Origin of the sequence: Halobacteriovorax sp. HLS (genome assembly GCF_004006665.1) — a bacterium.
Classification (GTDB): domain Bacteria; phylum Bdellovibrionota; class Bacteriovoracia; order Bacteriovoracales; family Bacteriovoracaceae; genus Halobacteriovorax.
Genome location: NZ_QOCL01000003.1, coordinates 484132 through 508158, shown reverse-complemented (window position 1 = coordinate 508158; position 24027 = coordinate 484132). Strand labels below are relative to the sequence as shown.

Sequence of the window (24027 nt, the reverse complement as noted above, 5' to 3'; positions counted from 1 at the left end):
TAGGAGCTTTAAGGTATAAAGAAAATTAAATTACTTTTAGTGGTGTTATAAAGAATATTTATATGTCTAAGGTACTCTTTTTTTAATATTTTGATATAATGCTTATATGATTAAAGAATTCCATATACATCTATACTATACAAGTGAGTCCATACATTATGCCAAAGAGTTGTGTGAACTTATTTCTACTAAATTCTCTGTCTCAATTGGTCGTTTTCACGAAAAGAATGTTGGTCCACACCCTATGTGGAGTGTTCAAATACTTGTAGAACCTGATCTCTTTGGAGATGTGTTAAGCTTTGTTGCGCTTAAGAGAAAGGATCTAATTGTCTTTTCCCATCCTGTCACAGGTGATGACTTAAAAGATCATAGAGATTATGCAATTTGGATGGGTGAGATTAGAGAGTTGAATTTGTCGATATTTAAATAAGTTTAACTGCTCCTATTTAGGAGCAGTTAAAAATGAGTTATTTAAATTTCATTCCTTTAAGGGCCGCGAAAGCATTGTTCTTTAAAGGAGCTTGTGCTTGTGGTTGCGACTTTGGTCTTGAGTTTGTTCTTGGCCCTGAATCATGCCTCGATTTAAACTCTGCTTTACCGTCATCACTCTTACAAGATAGAGATATTCTACCTCTTTGAAGATCAACTTCTTTGACTCGAACCTTAAGCTCTTGACCTACTTTTAACTCTTCTAGAGCGTTTTCAACAAATTTGTCCGCTATTTGAGATATATGTAGTAGTCCATTTTCTTTGATACCAATATCAACGAAGGCACCAAATTGGGTAATATTTGTAACTATTCCTGGATACCATTCATCTTCTTTAAGGTCTGAAATCTTAGATATATCTTTTCTAAATTCAGTTGTCTTAAATTCAGTTCTAGGATCCTGAGAAGGTGATCGAAGTGACTTGATTATATCTGCATGGGTGAATTCACCGATCTCTTCTTTAAACTTCTGATCTTTTTCCATCTTTAAGATGTATTCATTATTTTCAAGAAGGTCTTTTACTTCAATAGAATTGCTCTTACACCAGTTAGTGATAGAGTCATATCTTTCGGGGTGAATAAAGGTACTATCGAGCGGATTTTCTCCGTTATATATTCTTAAGAACCCTGCCGCTTGTAAGAATACTTTTTGACTAAATCTAGAGACCTTAAGGATCTCTTCTCTATTTTTAAAACCGCCTTTTTCTTCTCTGAACTTTACAACATTTCCTGCTACGCTAGGTCCTATTCCCGAAATGAAAGATAGAAGTGGTGCACTGGCCGTATTGATATCAACACCAACATAGTTCACACAACTTTCTACGACTCCATCAAGTGACTTCTTAAGTCTTGTTTGATTCACGTCGTGTTGATATTGACCAACCCCAATAGATTTAGGGTCAATTTTTACAAGTTCTGCTAGTGGGTCTTGGAATCTTCTCGCAATTGAAATCGCACCTCTAACAGTTGGGTCCTTGTCTGGAAATTCTTTTCTAGCTATCTCTGAAGCAGAGTAAATTGATGCTCCGGCCTCTGAAATCATTGTGGCCTTAACTTTTCCTGCCTTAACTTGAGGAACAAGTTTTTCTACAATGGCAAGAGTTTCTCTTCCATAAGTACCATTTCCAATTGCAATATATTCAACATTGAATTGTTCGATCATGGCCTCAATTATTTTTGCGGATTCAACTTCATGATTCTTTGGAGGGTGTGGATAAACAACTGTATCAACGATGAATTTCCCTGTTTTATCAACAATAGCTAGTTTTACTCCTGTACGAACACCTGGGTCCATTCCAAGTACTGTCTTTGAGCCTAGGTACGGTTGCAGTAGTAGGTTTTTTAAATTTACACCAAATACATCAATTGCAGACTCATCAGATAATTTCTTTAAGTCTGTTTTCATCTCTAGATCAAGTGAGCTATGAATATAGTTGTTGAATGCTTTTTTAGAGCAATCCAAAAGAACATTTACAAGTGTTAACGCTTCATCATCAAAGTATTTCTTTTTAATCAGCCCTGTTGCTACTTCTTCAGGAAATGAAACTTCAACTTTGAGGATCTTTTGAGTCATTCCTCTTCTCATTGCTAAGAACCTGTGGGATGCCTTTGGATCTTTTAGCTCTGATACTTTCTGCTCAAATTCGAAATAGTCTTTATACTTTTCAAAGTCTTTGATTGTTTCGGCCTTGTCTCTTTTTGAAGATTTTAAGAGGGCCTCACTCCAGTAGTCCTTTCTGAGTTGTTCTTTAATTTCGATATCATGAGCAAATTTCTCTATGATGATATCACAAGCTCCTTTAACGGCATGGTCAAAGGATTCGATTTTCTTTTCAGGATTAATGAACTTAACGGCTTCTTTAGCAAGGTCTTGCATAGATCCTTTTGTCGTTAAGATAAGATCTGCAAAAGGAGCAAGTCCTGCTTCAGTTGCAATCATTCCCTTTGTCTTTTTCTTTACTTTAAATGGAGCATAAATATCTTCTAAAACATTTATTGATTGAGCTGCTAAGATTTTCTTTTCTAGCTCTGGTGTAAGTTGTTCTTGCTTCTTTATTGTTTCAAGAATAAAGGCCCTTCTCTTTTCACGCTCTAAATACTCTTCATAGCTATCTTGAATATCTCTAATCTGAACTTCGTCAAGACCACCTGTGGCCTCTTTTCTATATCGAGTAATAAATGGAATAGTGCAGTCTTCTTCAATTAACATACTAAGAACTGCCATGATCTGCTTGGCCGAAATTTCTGTATTAGTTGAAGCATATACTACTGCATTTGAATCAATTGCCATTTAAATAATCTCCTTAAATTTGGTCTCTTAGGTTGAAACCCTGTGTTAAATTTAGTAATTTATTTGAACGTATACGATAATGAGAGCTACCTACTTTGACAATGAGAAACCAAGAAAATGACTGAGTATGACGAATTTTTTGATATTTTAGTTTTAGGAAATGGCATTTGTGCTCAATCTATTCTGTTTGAAATGTCTAATAATTCAAAATTTGACCTTGACAGTCTTAAAGTAGCTCAAATTTCACAAAACTCAGTGCTAGCACCATGTTCAGATAATACAACTAGTGTTGTCTCCCTTAATGGTACAACAAAAGGTAATAGTGACTTAGGTGATATGATTGTTGAGTCTTTTCATTACACAAAAGAGTATCAATCTAAATTAAAAGGCTTCTACCCTGGAGATCATTATTTTTTACTGCCAAGTGATGAACATAAGAAAAAGAAATTTATTCGTAGGCACGAGAGCTTCTACGATATAGAAGTTTGTGGTCTTCAGTTGCAAGGCGCTACTGAAGAGAATTTTGTCGTTAATAATAAAGAGTTAAGCGAGTTTTTAGATCAAGAGATAAATAAATGTGACATTAGAAAGATTGAAAGTGTTATAACTGATATTGCTTCAAACAAAATTGTCACTTGCTTAAATGGTAAGAAGTATAAGGCCAATATTATCATCAGTGCTCTTGGAGCATACTCGAACCATTTCTTTAAAAACTTTACAAACGCTCACTTAAGCTACTCTAAGACTATTGCTGGCGATTATATTACTTTTGAAAGGGTAAATCTTGGCAAGAAGAGTTTTGTAGTCTCTTCTGGGCATCATAATATGGTCTATAGACACTTTAATCAGACAGTACTAATTGGTGGTACAACTTTAGATACACAGTGGGACAGCGTTGATTTTGTCGAAATTAAAGAGCAGTATGATTTTTATAAAGATCTCTTTAAAGAGAAGATACCTAGTTTCGATAAGGCCATTATAAGAAATGGAAAGAGACACAAAGGAAGAAAGCGTATGCCTTATTGTGATGAAATTATAGACGGAGTCTATTCTATGCACGGTGTGTATAAGAATGGTTATACATTTTCCTTCTTCTTGGCCAAGAAGTTAATTGATAAAATAAATCCCTAAGGACATTCGCCTTGGGTGAATTTTACTTTCTTACACTGTGCTACACATGAGTTTGAGTAGGTATTTCCGTCGCGGCCGCAAACTGGCTGATAGATCTCCATGCATACACATGAATCAATGGACTCTTGGGCGTTTTTCTTGGAATTCGTCTTCGTCTTCGGTGAGAGTTCAGTACTGCATGCAGAAAATAAAAGTAGGGTAAGTAGTATCTTTTTCATATAGCTCCTCTATCATATTATATATGAAAGAGGAGATTTTACAATTTGATTATTCTATCGTTCCAGGAAGAGATCCTTCAACATTATCAATGACAAGGTCAACATATTCGCTCTTAGACTCTTCATCACCCTTTGAGTTCATTTGTTCTTCATCAACTAGGTGTTTCCAGTTGTGGTAGATTTTATTGTCCGGAGTCTCTAGTCCAGTTGAGTCTACATATAGTAGGTGCTTATTCTCATCTCTTAGTACATCTCTAAACTTTAAGTAGTTCTTGTATCCTCTGATGACTTTTATAAGCTTTATTTCTGTTGGGCCAAAAGAGTCTCTAAAGTAACTAGTTCCAGAAGTAAATGACTGCAGGTAGTACCAAGACTCTTCCATCGTATCTTTAAATGGTCTAGAACATACATAGTAGTCTTTACCTTTGAATGACTTAATCTTATTTGGTCTATAGCTACTTCCGTAGTTATGAGATCTTCTTCTCGCTGTTGCATTCTTATAAGCTTTAGACTTTAGTAGAATACAGTGGTTGTAATCTGCTGTTACGTCGATTACAAACTTCTCTACACCGATTGACTTACTTTCTGATACATCATCACCAAAAGATTGATTTTCGTAGTCGTTGTAGTTTATTCCTTTAGACACATCAAATAGTCTAATTCCAAGCCCAAAGAACTCACCAAAAGGTATTTTTACAGCGGCATCGATACCAGATCTAATGCTTGTGTATTCTGATTCACTTGTTCCTTTATAGATTGAAAACCTAGAGCCAACACTGAAGTTAAATCCATTTGAATATTTAGGATTAACCGTGTGAATCTTTGAGACGTGTCTCTTTATTTCTATTCCCATATATGATTCAGGGTTCTTTACACAATTGATAAAGTCGCTTGTTTCACGTGTTCCTATAAATGCACCAGGTTCTGTAATATTGTCTTTCCCAAGAGCAAGAGTACATAGTTGTCTTTTAAAGCTTTCTCTTTGTAATTTAGTGTCACCACTACTTAGAAGATTTAGCTTTCCTGTCTTAGTAAAAGTTTTAGCTATATGAATAATTCTGTTTTCTAAATTCTTTGTATTAAGCAGTTTCTGTGCATCTGCTACTGGTAAGTGGTTAAAGTTTTCGTTTGTAGCAGCTTGTTGAGAAGCAAAGATCTCAAGCGCACTTGGTTTGAACTTACTTGCAAATGCTCTTTTATCAGTAAAGAAGTTTAGGTTTTCAAATAAATAATCTACATAGTTTTTAAATTGAGTTTTTCTTGTATCTTCTTCAGATTTCTCTACACCTTCTAGGGACTCAATATCAAAGAAGTCTTTTGCATTAATATTTCCATCAAGAATACTTGAATTTACTTTTGTCGTTGTTGCTTTATGAGACTCTGGAGTATATCTCGAAGACGCATCATCTTTACTGCTTGTATTAAGTGCTTCGTTACTCATAACATTTGTTTTAATCCATGGAATCTTTGCTTTAAAGAAACCTGTAACAACACTTGATTTTAGACCAATTTCTTCGTCAATTGGCTCAAGCTTGAAGATTGAAACAGTTCTCAGTGCCATTCTAGGAAGGTCTGCAACTTTGATTGGAAGATCAATAAGTGTGTTAATAGTTCCATTTACAACTTCAACTTCTTTTTCTGCTCCTGTAATGAAAGTGAAATCATCAAAGTTTGTAGAATCTATTTCCATCTCTGCGTGATTAGGAGCAAGAAGCATGAACTTTAGTTTAAATCTACCTTGCTCAAGTCTCTCATATCTTGGAGTATTGAATCTGTGACCTCTGTCAATTCGCGGGTTAAGCACAATTTGATAAGTCTTTGCAATTGTAAGGTTCAAGTGTTTGTTAACTGTGAAGTTATCAACATTGTTACCGATTAAGATATACATCACCCCGTCAATTTGAAACTTATTCATTTGCTTGATTGGGTTTTCTTCAGCTTTGCCAAATCTTGCATCTACTAGGTCATTATCCCAAGGGTTTAAAAGTAATCCTGTTGAAATAGATTCTTCTTTTAAAGGACCCTCTTTTACAAGAACTGTTAATTCGCTATTCATCCAGTGTGAGTAGTTATGTTGAACATATCTAGACTTTTTTCTATATTTAAAACAACCTTTATGATTTGTTGTAACTTTAATTATCTGAGTATCTTCGATTTCTCTATTGTTAAAAGTCAGCTCTAGTAATCTATCTCTAAGTGGTGTGTTAGTTGCTTTTGCGTAAACACATGAAGAGAACTCCATTTGGTATTCTAGGTACTTCACATCACTTCTTTTAAGTTGTGTAGAAGCTGCTTTAATTGTCATCTTTACTTCATCAAGAATAAGCTTGCTATCAAGATCATTCTTTGTAAGTGCAGAGTTATTTACATTCTGACATCCTTTTGCTCCAGCTACACTTAGGTTTGTAAATACTTGGTTTGAAGGGTCGAGAGTATATTTCAAGTTAATACTTGCACTCTCTTGTGGAAGAGTAAGTGTGCGATTAACTTCTGAACAGTTTAGAGCAACACCGTAGTTGATTGTTTTGATCTCTGACCAAGTGACACAACCACTTGCATCTGTAGTTAGCTTATCGTTAATTCCTGTGATTGATACTTCTTTAGCATTCAATGCTCTTACGCCTGTAGGATCTTTTAGACATGCTTTAAGAGTGAAGCGCACATCTTGAATTTCTTGCGTTAGAGAGCTTTGCCCAGAGACTATTGCTTGAGCACTAACTCTACTAAATGAAGAGAGTTGTAGTGAGTTGTTGGCCGATGCTTCTTTGTCTTTTACCCCAAAAGAGCAACTTGCTACAAGTACACTTAACAATAGAAGAGATAGAAGTCTTCTAAAATAGATCATATGTTTTCCTTAAGCTAAAGAGTATTACTGTCTCATCTGATTGATAAACATTTTGATTGATTACTTTATTTGAAATTAATTCTGCTCCAAGATTTATTTGCTTAGGCATATTCTTGTATTCAAATCTAATTCTATTTCCTTCTTTATTTGCCATCCCGTATCTCGAAGAGTTGTAGTAGGCCACTGAGGCGTCAGCATCAATGCTAAAGTTTTCAATTTTAAGTGAGTAGCGATTACCTTCAGAAGCATAAGTAAGTTTAGCTCCAGCTCTGTAGGCCGAGTTATTCTCACTTGCTGCAGTATTCTTTAATGTATTTCCATTTAGTTCTAACTTGTAGTTATTAGATATATCAAAAGCGTACTTAAGATCGATATTCCATCCACTATAAGTATTGGCCAGGACTCCGTTTCCTTTATTAATAGGTGTTCCTGAGTTACCAAGTAGGATAGACTCATAGGCAACAGAGTTTGAAATATTGTCATAAGCAAAGTGAGTAAGACTAAATTTGATATCTCCAATATATAGTTGTTGATCTATTACAAGAGACTCAGCATAGAATCTTGGATCACCTTCTTCAGTTACATCTATTCTTTGCGATAAATTTCTATTATTAGGTATTGCTTGTGTTGCAACTACAGAAAATAATGTATCTAAAACTTTATATTGAAATTTCTCTTTGGCAGCAATGAACCCTTTCTTGTCTACAACCATTGGAGCATCTAGGAAAGATTGATTAATTACTCCACCTTCTAGTTCAATTAGCTCTAGCGGTGAGTACGAAACTAAGGCCTCTTTAAGATAGTTTCCATTGCTTGGTGTGTAGATATTATTGTCACGAGCACTTGAGCTAGAGCCTGTCTCGAAATTCATTCCAGCGCTTAATCTTGTATGAAGCTCTGGAGTGAGAAAGTACTTAGCGTATGCGCTTACTCCAATACCCATAACGCTTGCTGTATTAAGGGTACTGTCTGATTTAACGCCGCCAAGTCCAAGTCCAATCTTTACATCTGTATCTTTATTTTTATTTTCGTTACTTGTTGTGCTAACTGCTTGTGCGAAAGTAGACATCGAAACTAAAGATATTCCTATTGCTGTTGCGATAATTTTCTTAGTTGGTGTCATAGTTAGCCTTACTTAAGTTATGTATTAGTTAAACTAATATATACAGCGCTGTGATGCAATGCATACTTTCTTTTTTATATAGCTTATTAGAGCAAGATCGATACCATGATTGCGGAACAATATTTTCTGGAAATTTTCAAGATAACAGCAACTTATATGCACTAAATGAACACTAAATTGACAACTCTTTATCAGGTGTACAAAGTCTGGTCACATTCATTTAACTTTATTTAGTAAGCTAAGTTACTGAATGTATATGTTAAAACTTTTTATGTTTTCGTCATTTAATGACGATAATAGAGCTGTGAAATTATATCTATTTATACTGATATTTATGGTTGCTTCTTGCGCATCTAACTCTCGTGTTCCGGCCCAACTCGACCCAGTAGATATTGTCTTCGATTTAGATTGGACTCTGATTAAGCAGTTAAAAAGAGGTGAGAACTTAGAGGGTGAGAATATTATTCACTATCAAGATGAAGTTTATCGTCTAAATGATGGCGCCATTGAATTGTTAGAGTACTTAAGTTCAAGGCCCGATGTGAGAATAAGCTACTATAGTGGAGGGCAAAGTGCTCGTAATATTGAGGTCTTAAAACAAATTAATATCTTAAAATCTAACGCCTATATTTTAGCTTATAAGGTTTTAAGTAGGGAGGACCTTGAAGTCATTAGCACTGATGAGTCTCTTGCGTTTACTGATAGATTTAAGAAGAATTTGAAGCTCGTTAATTCGGACTTATCATCACTTGTTCACATTGATGATGATATACGCTTTGCTAGTAATGAAACTCAAAGTAGAAACTTTCTTTGGTTACAAAGTGTTCTTTATCACATTGAGCAGCCAGATCAAGTTGCTATGACAAAGGGCCCATTTGATCCAAAGACTAAGCATGCTCGTCTATTTGATAAGAAGAAATTATTCATGGTGAAGGATATATTGCAAAAGTCTCTAGAAAGCAGAAAGAGCAACGACTTTGTAGACTCTGTCCATAAGCATTCACGCCAGTGGAATTTTAAAGCAAATAAATTCGAAGCAGCTCAAGCGAGGCCTTTTCTAAAAGAGCTAAGGGGGAGTAGTTGTCAGGATCTAATATTTAACTTTTTAGTAGTCTTTTAATTTTAATATCTAACTCTTCTTCGTTCCATGGCTTATATATATAGTCGCTAGCACCATGCTTTATGGCCTCTAGGATATCCATTTTCTCACTTTCCGTTGTAAACATTAGGACTGGGATATTGTTAAAGTGTTTTGACTTCTTAATGGCCTTAACGAAATCTACTCCAGAGTATTCTGGCATTTGTAGATCACAGATAATGATATCTATATACTTACCTTCGCGTTTAAATTGCTCAAGAAAGGTTATGGCCTCTAAAGCACCAGAGCAGTGTCTAAATTCTCCCTTATATCCCAGCATAGAAAGATGGTCTTTTAGCATACTAAAATAAAAAGACTTATCATCAATAATTAGGAAATTTGTTTGTGCCATTGTGTTATTATAAAGGTAAGTCAGATTTTTTTAAATACTTATTATGGAATTTTATGGACTCGAATGATGGAATTAAGTTATTAATGCAAGTGCTTATCGGTATTCTTGTAATTTTGTTTATTTTTGCAATGTATTTGAAACATAAGCCAAGAGAAGTAATTGAAGGAAATGAAGCGCAGATCGAATTTGTTAACTAGAAAAAAGTGGTCGCCTATACTAGAATTGAACTAGTGACCTCAGCGTTATGAATGCTGCGCTCTAACCAACTGAGCTAATAGGCGGTCAACTTTTGTGTTGGTGATATTAATAAAGCATTTTAGTACAGTCAATAGATAAATGTAGTAAATTGTTAGTTTTTTCTATGAGTTATAAATATGAAATCATTAGAAACAGTGCAGTGTGGACGAAATTATCAAATCTTAATGCACTTAAAACGCTTCATTGAGGGACTAAATTTACTAGATTCTGGCAGTGTGTTGGTAGGGCTGTCTGCCGGTGTGGATTCCATGAGTTTGGCCTATATGCTTAAATGGCTTGAAAAGCATCATGGAATGAGTAAGGTTAAGGCCGTCCATATTAATCATGGGACGAGGGTCCAAAGCGACCAAGAAGAAAATCACCTTAGAAAGTTTTGCAAAGATTTAGGCATCCCATTAATAGTTAAACACCTTGAGCTCTCGCTTGATTTACCAAATTTTGAAAATACTGCTCGTAACGAAAGATACAAAATATTCAAAGAGCAGGCCCATATGCATTCTCTAGTTGCTCTAGGCCATCACGTTGATGATTCATTTGAGTGGAGTTTAATGCAGCAAATGAAAACCTCAGAACCTAAGAGCTGCTTGGGGATACCTGTGGTTAATGGGATTATCCGCAGACCGCTAATGTGCCTAACAAAAGAACATATCATATCCTTTGCCACGAATGCACAGATTCAATGGTATGAGGACTTAAGTAATGAAGACACTCGTTTTGAGAGAAACTATATGCGCCAGGAGATTATCTCTAAGCTTAAAACGAGGTATTCTAAAATACTTAAGAACTATGTAAATCGCTCTAATAAAGTTGCTAAAATGTATGGATTGAATATTTCCTTGGCCACTCAAAAAATACCTTCAAAAGTAGTTAAGCGCTCTTGGAAGAAAAAGGCCGTCTGCTTTATCAATGCCGATTTTAAATCCAATTTTAATGGACAAGAAGAGAAGGTCCTAGAGGCCGTGAGAGACCTCTCAAATGCCAATAGGGGAACAACTCATGATCAAGTACAAAAGTTATTGAGAATGTCACATACGGGAAAGTCAGGGCCATTAAGTTTCTCTGGTGGGGTTATAGGTTATAACTTCAAAGGTGTCCTTGTGCTGCTAAGTGAGCAAGGAACTAAGGAAGTAAATCTCCTAGATGATTTACTCATACATCAATTAATGAGCTCTCAGCAAGCTTCTCAGATTCCTGAGAGAATGCTTAAAGCAAGGCTCTTTTATAATGAGAATTACTTTCCACCGTTTTTGGCCATAGGCCCTAAATCAAATGAGGATATTTTAAGAGGTCAGAGAGCGATTAATCCACTTCTACCAAAGACAACTCAGTACTGTTTGGAAAACGGTATTTGGTTTCAAAGTCTGGCCCATATTCTAGACTCAAAGCAGAAAAAATTGACCTTTTTCTTTTAAAAATGAAAATGCTCCGTGCCAAGGGTTTAATTTTGTTAAACTAATCTCTAATATTTAAGTGTGAAAGGCTTGAATGTTTAAATAATCATCACTAGAATAAAGGACTTATACATCTCGATATGGTTATCGAGACTAATTTAATAATTAAGGAAGATAATGAAACAACAACAGAAATCTTGGGCACTATGGCTTTTTCTATTTCTTGCTATGGTCTTATTATGGCAAGCGACTAGCCAGTCTATTAAGAAAGAGAAAATCGTTGAGTACTCAACATTCTTGCAACAAGTTCAATCCAAATTCGTCTCTGACGTAACTTTCATTGGTGAGTTATCTATTAAAGGTACTTATAAAGAAAGTTATGAAAATGGTGATAAGTTTACTGTTATTGGTAAGACGGATGAATATACTAAGAAGTATCTCCTAGATAATGGTGTAGCACTAAAGTACCAAAAGGAACAAAGTGGAAGTCTATTTACGACTTTACTCGTTCAGTGGGCCCCAATGCTTATTCTGTTCGTACTTTTTTGGTTCTTCTTAAAGCAATTACAATCTGGTGGCGGAAAGGCCATGAGTTTTGGTAAATCAAAAGCAAAGCTTTTGAATTCTCAAGATAAGAAAGTTACTTTTGATGATGTCTCAGGTGTTCAAGAAGCAAAAGAAGAGCTTGTTGAAGTCGTAGACTTTTTAAAAGATCCAAAGAAATACACAAGCCTTGGAGGTAAAATCCCTAAAGGTTGTTTATTAGTAGGACCTCCGGGGACAGGTAAGACTTTACTTGCAAGAGCTGTTGCTGGTGAAGCAGATGTTCCATTTTTCTCAATTTCAGGTTCTGACTTTGTTGAGATGTTTGTTGGTGTTGGTGCTTCAAGAGTTAGAGACCTCTTTGAGCAAGGTAAGAAGCAAGCTCCTTGTATCATCTTTATTGATGAGATCGATGCAGTAGGACGTCACCGTGGACACGGTATGGGTGGCGGACACGATGAGAGAGAGCAGACTTTGAACCAACTTCTTGTAGAAATGGATGGTTTTGAATCTAATGAAGGCGTTATTATAATGGCCGCTACAAATAGAATTGACGTTCTTGATCCTGCACTTCTTCGTCCAGGTCGATTTGACAGAAGAGTTTCTGTTGGACCACCAGATGTTAGAGGGAGACTTGGTATCTTAAAGGTTCACGCAAAGAAGACACCTCTAAATGATAATGTAGATCTAGAAGTTGTTGCTAAAGGTACTCCTGGTTTTACTGGTGCTGATTTAGCAAACCTAGTGAATGAAGCTGCACTAACTGCTGCTCGTCTTGGGAAGAAGAAGTTAGATATGGGAGACTTTGAGTCTGCTAAAGATAAAGTTTTAATGGGACCTGAAAGAAGATCAATGGTTATTTCCGATAAAGAAAAAAGAGTAACTGCTTATCATGAAGCTGGTCACACTTTAGTTGGAATGCATCTTCCTCATACTGATCCTATTCACAAAGTTTCTATTATGCCTCGTGGAGGTGCTCTAGGTGTTACTCAAACTCTTCCAAGTGAAGATATGCATAACTTAACTAGATCTAAGTCTGAAAACTTAATCGCCTTCTTAATGGGTGGTAGATGTGCAGAAGAAATAGAGTTTAATGAAATTACTAATGGAGCTTCTAACGATATCGAAAGAGCAACTCAACTTGCTCATAGTATGGTTTGTTCTTGGGGAATGTCGCCTAAGATGGGACCAAGAAACTTCTCTAAACCTGGTAGCTCGCCTTTTGGTGGTCAAGGTATGGACTCTATTGGTTACTCTGAAGATACGGCCAACTCCATTGATGAAGAGATCAATACTTTCATCGATACAAATTATAAACTGGCCTTAAAAATTCTAAATGATAACAAAGATGCTTTAGATAGAATTGCTGAGGGTCTTATTCTTTGGGAAACTCTTGATCTTAATCAAGTTCAAAATTTAGTTGATGGTGTTGATATTGGAGTTCCAATTATTGAGCCGAAGGTCTCTGAGCAAGCTCCAAGTGAAGCTGCACCAGAAGCCGCTGATGTAGAAACATCACAAACGTCTTCTGAAGACGCAAAGGACTCAGATCCTGTTCCAGTTTCCTAATAAAACAGTAAATTCAAATTTTTCTATGATGGGGGTGATTAATATCACCCCTAATTCTTTTTCCGATGGTGGGAAGTTCCTTGGCCGTGAAGAAGTTTTGAATCAGTTAAAAGTACTTAAGAATCAAGGAGTACGTATCTTTGATTTTGGAGCCGAATCCACTGCTCCTTTTAACGATCCCATTAGTAGCGAACTAGAATGGACTCGATTAGCTCCAATACTTGAGTCAGTATTAGATTCTCAAGCTCTAGATCAGAGGGAAGATTCGATTTCAATTGATACTTATAAGTTTGATGTTTTCAAACAAGCATATGAACTTATTAGAAAGAAGGGTTCATCTTTTAAAGTAATTTGGAATGATGTTTCTGGAAAATTGGAAGATGAGGTTATTGAGTTTTTAAAGGAGCACGACTTTAAGCTCGTTATTTCTCATAATCTATGTCCCGATAGAATAAGAACTAGCTCTCATATGGATTTCACTTGTGAGCATATTGATTTAGTGAATTACTTCAGTTGTTATGAACAAAAATTAAAGTCCCATGATCTATTAAGTAAAGTTATCTTTGATCCATGTTTTGGATTCTCTAAAACCGTTGAGCAAAATTATGAGCTTCTCTCATCCATGCAGAAGTGGCTTGATCCAAGGTTTCAGTGGATTCTTGGTGTATCACGCAAGTCATTTCTACAAAAGCTTTGTAGTAGCGATGATAAGGCCCAGAGGACTCAGCAGTCTGAATATCTACATACACTTTTAATATCTCGATGGATGAAGACCTTTAAGACTGAAAATATTCTCATTAGATTGCATGACCCGGCCGTGTTCAATAGTGCTTCTTTAGTTTAAATCGGTTAAAGATGAAATAACTTCACGATTTTTAGAGTATATTTTGTTTAGCCTTGTATCTTCTTGTCATTACGCATTAGCTTTTCTAAAAAAGACTTTCTATAAAAATTTTAGGAGAGTCTATGAAGTTTGCAGTTTGCACAGTTTTGGCATTACTAACGATGAGCTCGTTTGCAGCACCACAAAAAGTCGTCTATGGAGACGATAACAGAGTTCTATTAAGTAACTCAACAAATGAGAATTTTAAAACATGGGCCAAGGCAACTGCCGCTATGATTCCTTCAAATAAAGTAAGGTTTCCTCAGCTTGATGACTTATATCCTGATACAATAAAAGTTTTTTCTGAAACTTTAAAAGAATCTCGTAACTTGTGTGAGGGAGGAAAGTTTGCTGAACAACTTACAGCTGCTAATTGTTCTGGTTTCTTGGTTAAAGAAGGTGGAGTGCAATATATTGTAACCGCTGGTCACTGTATGAGAGCTCAAAGTGACTGTGACTCAAATGTTTGGGCCTTTGGGTATGATTCATCTGTATCTGTTGAAGCTCCATTTTTAGCTACTCAAAATGTTTATAAATGTGCAGAAATCGTTGACACAAAATTATCTAATATTTCTGACAATGATTACGCTGTTGTTAGATTAGATAGAGAAGTTGAAGGCGTGACTCCCCTTGAATTTAGAAAGGAAGGAAAAGTTTCTGAATCTACAGAATTAGTTGTAATCGGTCATCCTTCAGGTCTTCCTACTATTATTAATGATAAAGGAACTATTCGTGAAAATGATAATGACTTCTACTTTGTTGCTAATCTAGATACTTTTGGCGGAAATTCTGGTTCAGCTGTTTTAGATGCTGAAACTGGTCTAGTTGAAGGAATCCTTGTTAGAGGTGAAGATGATTACGAATGGGTAAGTCTTGACGAAAACCAAAGCTGCTATAGACCACTAGTTTGTGAAGAAGGTAAGTGTAGAGGAGAGGATGTTACAAGAATTACAAATATTTCAATTCTTACTGGAAAGGAAGCTCCTTTTGAAGAGGAAGAGGCTAGTTATGATAGAAACTACCCAAGATATAGTCCTTGGATAGACCCTGATCACGATTATGACCCATACCCTTGGGAGTTTGATTTTAACGATCTTTATTAAGTGATATCGGCCTTCATGGAGATGAGAAAGCTCTCATCGACTTCGAAGGCCCTCTTGTAATCATAATACGGAATCTTTGGATAGAGATGATGTATTAGATGATAGTTCTGACCTAGCATTAAATAATTTAAAATTCTTCCTTTTATAATTCGAGTATTCTTATACTTGTCAGTTTGCTTGTGGGGATGGTGTGGAATCCATGCAAAAACCATTGATAGAATTGCTAGTCCACCAAGGGCCGGAAGCACCCAGATCATTAGAGGATAAATATAACCAAATTTTGAACTAAGAATTATAAACGAAGTTACAAAAATAATATTCATTATATTAGAAGTAATGAAGATATCTCTTTTCTTGTAAGCTCCTTGCTTGAAAATATTATAATAGGCCACCAGATAAATAATTGGTAGCTTTATAATAGCAATGAAGACATTGCTTGAAGACATGAATAGGTCTGGATCTTTTCCTACTTGATTGGTTTTACTATGATGACGTAGATGTTGAAGCTTTAGTACAGAAAACGGTGCTAGTAGTGTGTACCCGCTTATATAACCGATAAGATTTTCAATAAGTTTAAACTTCTTAATACTTGCACTAATATTTTCATGACAGGCCTCATGTAGAGGAGTGAATAGCCCGTAGGATAGTAACGAGTTTAAGATGACTGCTGTCCAAAGTGGAATGAGACCACTATAGGCCAAAATCGATACAATAATGTAGAGTGACAAAAGCATAGTAAATAATGCCAAGGTCCTTGTCGCAAACTTCTTAGGGTAGAAATCTTTTTTAATTGTATTCATAGATAGTATTTTAGATAACTTTGCTTTTTTCTCTAGCTCATTGAAAACTTTACTTTCAGCTTAATGTAAATGTTTAAAATTTAGGCACTCTATAGAATGTTGCAATCTCTGTAAGTTCTATTAGAATAGTTGTATGAGCTTAAAAATAGGTCAAGTCGCCCTTCATTCTAAGAATAAACTCACTCTCGCTTCTTTTTTAAGTGAATTGTTGGATATGGAGTTGTCCCACTCGGGTGAGGCGATACGTTTGGAAGACGATAATTTCACTTTAATTATTATTGAAGATCCTTCAATGAGTGTTGTTTCAAATATGGTTATTGACTTTTTCACTGACTCTTTAGAAGAGCTGCAAGGGCTTATTCAAAAAGTTGAATTCATAAAGTATCGTTACCGCATCACTTTTGTGACCGATGAGGGAAAGGTTCTTGAGGATGTAAAGATCCATAATATCGGTCATTTACACTACTTTTTTCTAAGTGATACTGATGGAAGACGCTGGAAATTCTCCTACAGAAGTTAGAAGACACGGCCTGTCAACCCCTCCCTGTAAAAAATGTAAGAAGTTGTAAGTATACATAAGCAATTCGCTTGGGTTTAATACTTTTACTCTTTTTCGAGCAATTAATAAGGAAGGTTATATGAAATTAAGGATGATCCTAACGACAGCAGTAATGACTTTAACTGCGTTAACAGCACAAGCATCAATGGATAAAGTTGTATACGGTGAAGATAACAGACTTGATATCTTTGAAGTTACAAATCCAATGCATTTGAAATTAGCGAAAGCAACTGCAGGATTAGTTAAATCATATAGTGTAGAAGACATGAGAGATGGTCAGTCTAAACTATCTGGTGGAAGTTTAAGTGTATGTTCTGATGAAAAATTTGATGGTCAAATGACTGCAGCTTTTTGTTCAGGATTTCTAGTAGATCATAAAGGTGAGCAATTCTTTGTAACTGCTGGTCACTGTATTGATTCTCAAAGAGCTTGTGAAGGAATCAAATTCGTATTTGATTATAATGTACAAACTCCAGGTCAAACTCAACACAAAGTTCCTACATCTTCAGTTTATAGTTGTAAGAAGCTAGTTGATAGAGTTCTTTCAAGATCAAATAGCAATGATTACGCAGTTGTTAAGCTTGATAGAAAAGTTGAAGATAGAGAAGCATTAACTTTTAGAACAGAAGGTAAAGTTTCTACAGGTGAAGAAATTCTAGTAATTGGTCACCCTTCAGGTCTTCCTACAAAGGTTGCTGGAGACGCATTTGTTAGAAATAACAATAACTCAATTTACTTCTCTTCAAACTTAGATACTTTTGGTGGTAACTCTGGTTCTGCAGTATTTAATGCAAGAACGGGTGAAGTTGAAGGAATTCTAGTAAGAGGTGAGCAAGATTACGTTTTCAGAAATGGTTGTAAAGCTCCTAAGTACTGTGAGATGGATAGCTGTCGTGGTGAAGATGTAACTAGAACGACTGCAATCAACTTCTTTAAAAGATAATTACATTTAAGAATTATATTAGAGGGGCCCGTTTTTACGGGCCTTTTTATATTTTAATTAAGTTGCTAACCAACTAAGACCTATTAGACTCTATCTATGGCCAAAAAATCATTTTTTAGATCAACTTATAAGAAAGACCTACTGCTTTATTCAATTATTTCTGTATCGATAATTCAATTGGTATTCCTATATAGATTCTACTTTGACGGTTTCTTGATCTGTGTTTATTTTTTACTTCCGTTTATACCAATTAATACTGCAGCAATTATTCTCCTTAAAAAGCATGAGAGACATTATAGCTCATATATGATCTGCTTTAGTGGCGCTTTAACAGCTGTTACTTTGATATGGCTCTTTGGTGGATTTAAGGCCCCTGCTCCATTTTGGATAGCTTTTAGTCCATTATTCTTTGGAGCGTTGTTTGGCAGAAAATCGCTTCCCGTTAGTATTGCGTATATGCTTAGCTCATATGCAATCTTTTACTTCTTTGACTCGCCAATTCAGCTACAGCCAAAGGCCTATCTAGAAGAGAAGCTTGTTAATCTTGCTATGCTATCGCTTATAATTCCTATTGTTGTTTATGGTTACTTGAACTCATTTGATAAGTACCAGAGAAATCTTAATGAACAATACCGAAGAAATAAGAAACTATTGCGAGTGTTATTACATGATATATCTAATCCCTTATCAGTAATTCGCTTTATCCATAAGAAAATAAAAGCTTCGATTGATCCTACTTTGGCCCAAAAACTAGAAGCAAATTCTAGTGCTATTTATAAAATTATTGATGACGTCAAACTCTATGAAGAAGGGAGCTCTAATAAGGAAAGATTCTTTAAAGAAGTTATTAGTGCAGATTGTGTCCTAAAAGATATTCACAATATATTTGATGAAATTGCTCATAAAAAAGGTGTTTCGATTATTGTAGAAAACTTCTTAAGCGATGAAATTCAAATTAAAACAAATCTAGGTCTACTACAAAATCAGATATTATATAACCTCATCTCTAATGCTATTAAGTTCACTCCTAAAGGAAGTAATGTAACAATTAGGGCCAATTGCATAGGTGGCAAAGTTGTCTTTGAAGTCTTAGACGAAGGCCCAGGAATAGAGAAATCTAAGATAATTCTATTAGATTCTGATCAGAGGATTCATAGCTCTCTTGGCACTGATGGGGAACTAGGTAGTGGTTATGGACTAGGTCTTGTTGTTTATTTTCTAAAGAATCTAGGTGGAGAGTTGGATGTATTAACCTCTGAAACTGAATCTGAAATTAGCTTAGGAACTTTATTTAGAATTCAGATACCTGAGTATATTACTCCGTAAGGTTGTCAAAAATTCTACTTTCAAACTCTCTAGCGTCAAAATATCACGGTCACAATGACACTTCACAATGATAAGTAGCTGAATTTCACCAATAAGTATTGGCATGAAATCTGCTTATACTTAATTAAGTATTCCTAGGATGGGAGTACTAGAGAGAAATCATCAAGGAAGATGACACATGAGAGATTTTACTACTAAGCTTGGCCTTATCTTAGGTGCGAGTGTTTTATTCTGTAATGCTTCGGCCAAGAATCGACTTATCATTAAGTACAAACCAATGATAGCTAACTCAAGGGCAACAAATGAATTACCAGTTTTAAAAAAGAAATTTGATTCGACCGTGACAATGAATAAGGAGATGAAGCTTCTTAAAGATTCCGCTATGGTTGAATATGTTGAAGTGGATACTCTGTTAAACACTCAACAAATTGAAGTACAGGCCTTCGCAAATGATTCTCGCTACTATGAACAATGGGCACTTGGTACAGGCGATGGTGGTATAGAAGTTTCTAGTGCATGGAATGATACGACTGGTTCATCTAGTATTGTAGTTGCTGTAGTTGATACTGGGATTAGATATCATTCTGATATAAGTTCTAAAATTCTTCCTGGTGCTGATTTAGTAAGTGATGCTACCTATGCTAACGATGGTGGTGGTCGAGATGATGATCCAAGCGATCCGGGAGATTGGGTTAGCTATGGGGATCCTTGTTATCAAGGAAGAAGCTCTAACTCTTCTTGGCATGGAACACATGTGGCAGGAATAATTGCAGCTAGTACAAATAATAATAGAGGGATGGCAGGAGTTAATTGGAATGCAAAGATCGTCCCGGTTAGAGCTTTAGGTAAGTGCGGTGGTTTTACTTCAGATATAGCAGATGCAATTAAGTGGGCGGCCGGAATATCTGTCTCAGGTGTGAGTAATAATGCAAATCCTGCTGATGTGATCAATTTAAGCTTAGGTGGAGCAGGTCCATGTTCTGCTTATATGCAAGATGCAATTAATCAAGCAAAGAGTAGAGGTGCAGTTGTTGTTGTGGCCGCGGGAAACTCATCACAGAATTTAGATACTAATGAATTTACACCAGCTAATTGTCAGGGTGTTCTAGTAGTAGGTTCTAATACGCAAAATGGTTATAAGTCATCCTTTACGAACTATGGAAAGGTGATCGATGTTAGTGCTCCGGGAGGAGGTAATGGCTCTAGTGTTTTAAGTTTAGGCAATACAGGAAGCACAACTCCTGGAACTGATAGCTATGTTTATTATAGTGGAACAAGTATGGCGGCTCCACATGTTGCTGGGATCGTCTCTCTTATGAAAAGTGTGAATCCATCTCTTTATCCAGATCAATTAATGGCATTAGTAAAAGAAGCTGCTAAGAGTTTTCCATGGAATAGTGGTTGTTCTGAACAGAGCTGTGGAAATGGAATCGCCCTTGCGTGGCGTTCTGTAGAGCTTGCTTTATCTGAGTCAGCAGATCCTAATTTTCGTGATGAAGAAGATGTTCTTGCAGGGAGTGCACCGTTAGGCTCTTCTACTTTAAATACAACTACGGGCTCAGGTGGACTTTGTGGAAGTGTCATCTATAAAGGAGAGTTTGATTCAAAGAATAGTAATTCAGATGGATCTGGTCCTCTTTCAATGATGGTTTTAATAATTCTGTTAGGGATTTCGTTTAGTGGTTTTGCGAAATTCAAAATAATGGGTGACTCTTAAATGAGTCACCCATATATTTTTATCTACAAATTGAAGTGTAAGTTTCGATTCTATTTCTTGAATTTTCAATAGACTTAAAAAGACCTACTGGAGTAGTTTGCTCTAAAACTTTCATTCTCATATCAGTTGTAGTGTAGCGGTAGAAGTACTCAACATTTCTACGACCATATCTAGTAACAGGATAGTCAGTACAAATATTTCTACAAACTGTTCTACCTCTATCATTTGTTCTACATTCTCTTCTACAAGTAGTTTCATAAACAGTATAGCTACAAGATTCTCTTTCTCTATATGTGTCTGAGTCTTCGCTAGTAGTTACGATCTTTCCATCAAAGTCATACTCTTGATTAATATCACTTCCAGCAATGAAGAACTCATCATTGTATCTATTAATATTTAAGTTCTCAGGAAGTTTGATTTTGATTTTCTTGTCAATACCTTCAAAGTCGATTTTTAACTTATCTGCTGATGTGAACTTAATTGAAGTTTTGTACTCATTCGTAGGTACAGATACTTTAACTAACTTGCTTGAGAAGATACTCTTTTTAGTTTTAAAGACTAGATCTTTCTTTGCCTTAAATGTTCCATCAAAGTCCTGACATGAGACGAGACTTAATAGTAGTGCTAGTAAAATGGATTTCTTCATATTCTCTCCTAATAATAAAGTGTGACGAGCTAAACATATGAAATTTAGAACACTTTTTAAAGGAAAATGAAGCTTTGTAAGAAAAAATGTAAGTTTTACTAACGTAGAATCAGTTAGTTATATTCTTTAGAGATAGAGAACAAGGACCCTAGGCTGCTTGATCTAGAAATGTGCAAATTACTTTAATGCCATCGTCTTCAATTCGGCACTCCTGCACCTCACAGGCAACAGGGTAGTGGGTATTTTTAAGCGTCTTTATTTTCTTATTATTGACCTTAATAGTTGCATGCAGCGGAAGCTCCTGTTCAGTTATCAAGGTTAGAGTATTGTCGTCATAAGAGATGACCTTAAAGTCGTGAATGACATTAGTTACTTCTAAAATAGAGATGAAGTCATTCTTTCTATTGGCCCTGACAGTATGTTCAATTTCGCAAATTTCATAAATCTTCTCGAGCATAACGATTAAGTTATCCGTCTTTAATAAATATTCGCTAGCTCCTAATTCAAAAGCTTGGGTAATTTCTTTTATATTATTCTTTGCTGTTAGCATTACAAATTTAGATTTATGTGTTGATTTATTATCTTTTAACTTCTTCAGTAATTCGAGTCCAGACATCTCAGGCATCATAAGATCTATAAGAAGTAGATCTGGCGTAAAGTTTCCTTCTTTTAGAACGTCTAGGGCCTGTAGTCCATTATTGGCAGTCTCAATAATAAATCCATCTTTAGTTAGGTTTTTTGAAAGTAGTTTTTGATAATCATCATTATCATCAACAAGTAGTATTTTCTTTGGCCGCATCATTACCTCACTTTATGTAATCTATTAAATCGAAGAAATAACTCAATTTTATGAAGCAATTGTTAAGTAATATTGTTCTTATGATGCCAAGGTAATTTTATATCCCTCTCCATACACAGACTGTATTGAAAAATGAGAAGGCTTAATCTTTCTTCTAAGAGCAGAAATATACGTATCGATCATTCTGTCATTAGCTGAGAAATTCCCCGGAGAAATATGATCTAAAATTTTTTCTCTACTTAGAACTCGGTTCTTATTCTTTAAGAGGAGGTGAATGATTTTGAATTCACTACTTGTGAAGTGAATTTTTTCACCTGTAACATGTACTTCTTGAGAAGGTATATTTAAGACTATATCATCAAAGTTTTGAATTTCACTGGTATCGATAGAACTTACGCTCTTTAGTACTGCAGTGATAACTTCTTTTAGTTCATTGGGCTCAAAAGGTTTTTCGATATATTGAATGGCCCCAAGTTTATAGCCCGTAATTCTAGAATTACTTCCAACTTTACTTGATAGGAATATGATAGGAGTATTTTTAAATTCTTCTTTAGACTTTAGCTGACTGCAAATTTCGTAGCCACTAGTATCTGGTAACATTATGTCGAGAACTATAAGATCTGGCTTAAAATCATAGGCCTTAGTCATAACTTCATCGCTTGTCTGCGCTTCTTCTAGGATGAAATTATTTTCAAGCGTTTTTCTAATTAAAAGCCTGACATCTTCACTATCATCTACAATAAGAATTTTAGATTTAAGCATGGTAACACCTTTTTTCATTAATACTTTTCAATTAATTTTATTAGCAAATAGAAAAAAATCACTTTTAGATTTCCTAAAGATTATTAACTGATAAAAAGCTGTATTTACAAAGGCTTATTGGAATAGCTTATTTACGTCACCGGCAAGTTTTCTTTGTTCAAATCCGCAGAGTATATTTTCGGCAACAATCTCTGCCATCTTATACCTGGCCTCAGTTGTGGCGGAGCCAATATGTGGTGTTATAAGTATATCGCTCTCATTATAAAGAGGGTGGTCTTTTGGTAGAGGTTCAGGTTCAGTTACATCAAGTCCTGCACTATAGATTAGTTTATCTCTAACTGCTCTTAAAAGGTCATCTTGTTTGATTATTTGACCTCTGGCCGTATTGATAAGTAGGGAAGTCTTCTTCATTTTTCTAAAGGATTCAATATCGAAGACTTCTTTTGTATCTTCATTTAAATCACAGTGGATTGAAATAATATCACTAGCACTTAATAATTGCGAAAATTCAACCTTAGTTGCGCCTAGTGAGTTTTCAAATTCTTTTTTCGAACTTCTAGCACAGTAGATGATCTCCATATCAAAGGCCTTCTTACATAGAGAGGCGAATTCTTGACCAATTCTTCCCGCTCCATAGATGCCAAGAGTTTTTGCGCGAAGGTTTTGTCCAATATAACCTAGAGGTTCCCATCCTTTCCATAATCCATTTTTTGCGTCAGAGGCACTAGTTGTAATCTTCCTCGATATATTGAGTAGTAGGGCAAAGGCAAGGTCTGCTGTTGCCTGTGTTAGGACATCTGGAGTATTGCCAATAGCTATCTTTAATCTTGTGGCCGTTTGCGTATCAATATTATTATATCCGACGGCGTAGTTTGTAATAACTTTTAAGTGAGAGTTTTCCTCAAGAAATGACGAGTCAATTCTATCGCTAAGCATAGTTATAAGAGCATCGAAGTCTTTTGAAACAGATTTTAAGAGTTCATAGGAAAGAGTTTCTGCCTTATCCCATGTTGTGACGCTGTGCCCAGCTTTTTCAAGAATCTTCATCGCTATAGTGTTAATGGGCTTAGTGATAAGAATTTTCATGAGTACTCCAATTGACAGTAAATGAAAGTATTTTTCAAAAGACTAATAATAGCAATAC

Annotated in this window: 22 protein-coding genes and 1 tRNA gene; 12 read left to right on the top strand and 11 right to left on the bottom strand. The window is 35.5% G+C overall.

Going from position 1 to position 24027, the window contains the following annotated elements:
• Positions 1–106: 106 nt before the first annotated feature.
• Complete coding sequence (locus DPQ89_RS07030; protein WP_127716215.1) at positions 107–430, top strand: DOPA 4,5-dioxygenase family protein; 324 nt, start codon at positions 107–109, stop codon at positions 428–430.
• Between the two features lie 37 nt (positions 431–467).
• On the opposite strand, the gene DPQ89_RS07025 is transcribed toward DPQ89_RS07030, so the two are convergent.
• Positions 468–2777, bottom strand: coding sequence for a Tex family protein (locus tag DPQ89_RS07025; protein ID WP_127716214.1), 2310 nt, complete (start codon positions 2775–2777; stop codon positions 468–470).
• Between the two features lie 117 nt (positions 2778–2894).
• Between DPQ89_RS07025 and DPQ89_RS07020 the strand changes: the two genes are divergently transcribed.
• Positions 2895–3908 carry an FAD-dependent oxidoreductase gene (locus DPQ89_RS07020; RefSeq protein ID WP_127716213.1) on the top strand — a complete coding sequence of 338 codons (1014 nt, stop codon included), beginning with the start codon at positions 2895–2897 and terminating at the stop codon, positions 3906–3908.
• On the opposite strand, the gene DPQ89_RS07015 is transcribed toward DPQ89_RS07020, so the two are convergent.
• The 3 genes from DPQ89_RS07015 to DPQ89_RS07005 are packed head-to-tail and all read right to left on the bottom strand — an operon-like array spanning position 3905 to position 8094.
• Positions 3905–4126, bottom strand: coding sequence for a Kazal-type serine protease inhibitor domain-containing protein (locus tag DPQ89_RS07015; RefSeq protein ID WP_127716212.1), 222 nt, complete (start codon positions 4124–4126; stop codon positions 3905–3907). The genes DPQ89_RS07020 and DPQ89_RS07015 overlap by 4 nt on opposite strands.
• Before the next feature lie 49 nt (positions 4127–4175).
• Entirely contained in the window at positions 4176–6971 is a 2796-nt protein-coding gene (locus tag DPQ89_RS07010) for a hypothetical protein (protein WP_127716211.1), read from the bottom strand.
• Positions 6958–8094: a hypothetical protein gene (locus DPQ89_RS07005; RefSeq protein WP_127716210.1), complete on the bottom strand. Its 1137-nt coding sequence runs from the start codon at positions 8092–8094 to the stop codon at positions 6958–6960. Before DPQ89_RS07005 ends, DPQ89_RS07010 begins: the two co-directional genes overlap by 14 nt.
• Positions 8095–8350: 256 nt before the next feature.
• Here DPQ89_RS07005 and DPQ89_RS07000 point away from each other — a divergent pair, with 256 nt between their 5' ends.
• Positions 8351–9214 (top strand): NIF family HAD-type phosphatase, encoded by an 864-nt coding sequence (locus tag DPQ89_RS07000; RefSeq protein ID WP_127716209.1) that lies wholly within the window; start codon positions 8351–8353, stop codon positions 9212–9214.
• On the opposite strand, the gene DPQ89_RS06995 is transcribed toward DPQ89_RS07000, so the two are convergent.
• Positions 9192–9584: a response regulator gene (locus tag DPQ89_RS06995; protein ID WP_127716208.1), complete on the bottom strand. Its 393-nt coding sequence runs from the start codon at positions 9582–9584 to the stop codon at positions 9192–9194. The two genes, DPQ89_RS07000 and DPQ89_RS06995, sit on opposite strands and share 23 nt — an antisense overlap.
• 53 nt (positions 9585–9637) lie before the next feature.
• On the opposite strand from DPQ89_RS06995, the gene DPQ89_RS18480 reads away from it, so the two are divergent.
• Positions 9638–9781, top strand: a complete 144-nt coding sequence (locus tag DPQ89_RS18480) for a hypothetical protein (protein ID WP_164848295.1) — start codon at positions 9638–9640, stop codon at positions 9779–9781.
• A gap of 7 nt (positions 9782–9788) precedes the next feature.
• Here DPQ89_RS18480 and DPQ89_RS06990 read toward each other — a convergent pair.
• Positions 9789–9865, bottom strand: a tRNA-Met gene (locus DPQ89_RS06990).
• Positions 9866–9958: 93 nt separating this feature from the next.
• Between DPQ89_RS06990 and tilS the strand changes: the two genes are divergently transcribed.
• The 4 genes from tilS (at position 9959) to DPQ89_RS06970 (ending at position 15331) form a co-directional block, all read left to right on the top strand.
• Positions 9959–11254 (top strand): tRNA lysidine(34) synthetase TilS, encoded by a 1296-nt coding sequence (tilS, locus tag DPQ89_RS06985; RefSeq protein ID WP_127716207.1) that lies wholly within the window; start codon positions 9959–9961, stop codon positions 11252–11254.
• A 156-nt stretch (positions 11255–11410) separates the two neighbouring features.
• Positions 11411–13345, top strand: coding sequence for an ATP-dependent zinc metalloprotease FtsH (ftsH, locus tag DPQ89_RS06980; protein WP_127716206.1), 1935 nt, complete (start codon positions 11411–11413; stop codon positions 13343–13345).
• 34 nt (positions 13346–13379) lie between these two features.
• A complete protein-coding gene (locus DPQ89_RS06975; protein ID WP_164848294.1) occupies positions 13380–14189 on the top strand; it encodes a dihydropteroate synthase in 810 nt (269 codons plus the stop codon).
• A 122-nt stretch (positions 14190–14311) separates the two neighbouring features.
• A complete protein-coding gene (locus tag DPQ89_RS06970) occupies positions 14312–15331 on the top strand; it encodes a serine protease (protein ID WP_127716204.1) in 1020 nt (339 codons plus the stop codon).
• Here the strand turns inward: DPQ89_RS06970 and DPQ89_RS06965 are convergent.
• A complete protein-coding gene (locus DPQ89_RS06965) occupies positions 15328–16131 on the bottom strand; it encodes a fatty acid desaturase (protein WP_127716203.1) in 804 nt (267 codons plus the stop codon). The genes DPQ89_RS06970 and DPQ89_RS06965 overlap by 4 nt on opposite strands.
• A gap of 133 nt (positions 16132–16264) precedes the next feature.
• Here DPQ89_RS06965 and DPQ89_RS06960 point away from each other — a divergent pair, with 133 nt between their 5' ends.
• The 4 genes from DPQ89_RS06960 to DPQ89_RS06945 all read left to right on the top strand — a co-directional run bounded on the left by DPQ89_RS06960 (position 16265) and on the right by DPQ89_RS06945 (position 20676).
• Positions 16265–16651 (top strand): hypothetical protein, encoded by a 387-nt coding sequence (locus tag DPQ89_RS06960; protein WP_127716202.1) that lies wholly within the window; start codon positions 16265–16267, stop codon positions 16649–16651.
• Positions 16652–16769: 118 nt separating this feature from the next.
• Positions 16770–17633, top strand: a complete 864-nt coding sequence (locus DPQ89_RS06955) for a serine protease (protein ID WP_127716201.1) — start codon at positions 16770–16772, stop codon at positions 17631–17633.
• Between the two features lie 96 nt (positions 17634–17729).
• Complete coding sequence (locus DPQ89_RS06950; protein WP_127716200.1) at positions 17730–18959, top strand: HAMP domain-containing sensor histidine kinase; 1230 nt, start codon at positions 17730–17732, stop codon at positions 18957–18959.
• A 178-nt stretch (positions 18960–19137) separates the two neighbouring features.
• Positions 19138–20676, top strand: coding sequence for a S8 family peptidase (locus tag DPQ89_RS06945; protein WP_127716199.1), 1539 nt, complete (start codon positions 19138–19140; stop codon positions 20674–20676).
• Positions 20677–20695: 19 nt separating this feature from the next.
• Here DPQ89_RS06945 and DPQ89_RS06940 read toward each other — a convergent pair whose 3' ends face one another.
• The 4 genes from DPQ89_RS06940 to DPQ89_RS06925 all read right to left on the bottom strand — a co-directional run bounded on the left by DPQ89_RS06940 (position 20696) and on the right by DPQ89_RS06925 (position 23969).
• Positions 20696–21322 (bottom strand): hypothetical protein, encoded by a 627-nt coding sequence (locus tag DPQ89_RS06940; protein WP_127716198.1) that lies wholly within the window; start codon positions 21320–21322, stop codon positions 20696–20698.
• Between the two features lie 148 nt (positions 21323–21470).
• The gene (locus DPQ89_RS06935) at positions 21471–22124 is read right to left on the bottom strand and encodes a PleD family two-component system response regulator (RefSeq protein WP_127716197.1); all 654 of its coding nucleotides are present in this window, start codon (positions 22122–22124) and stop codon (positions 21471–21473) included.
• A gap of 75 nt (positions 22125–22199) precedes the next feature.
• Positions 22200–22883: a response regulator transcription factor gene (locus DPQ89_RS06930; RefSeq protein ID WP_164848293.1), complete on the bottom strand. Its 684-nt coding sequence runs from the start codon at positions 22881–22883 to the stop codon at positions 22200–22202.
• A gap of 114 nt (positions 22884–22997) precedes the next feature.
• Positions 22998–23969 carry a D-glycerate dehydrogenase gene (locus DPQ89_RS06925; RefSeq protein ID WP_127716195.1) on the bottom strand — a complete coding sequence of 324 codons (972 nt, stop codon included), beginning with the start codon at positions 23967–23969 and terminating at the stop codon, positions 22998–23000.
• Positions 23970–24027: the final 58 nt, after the last annotated feature.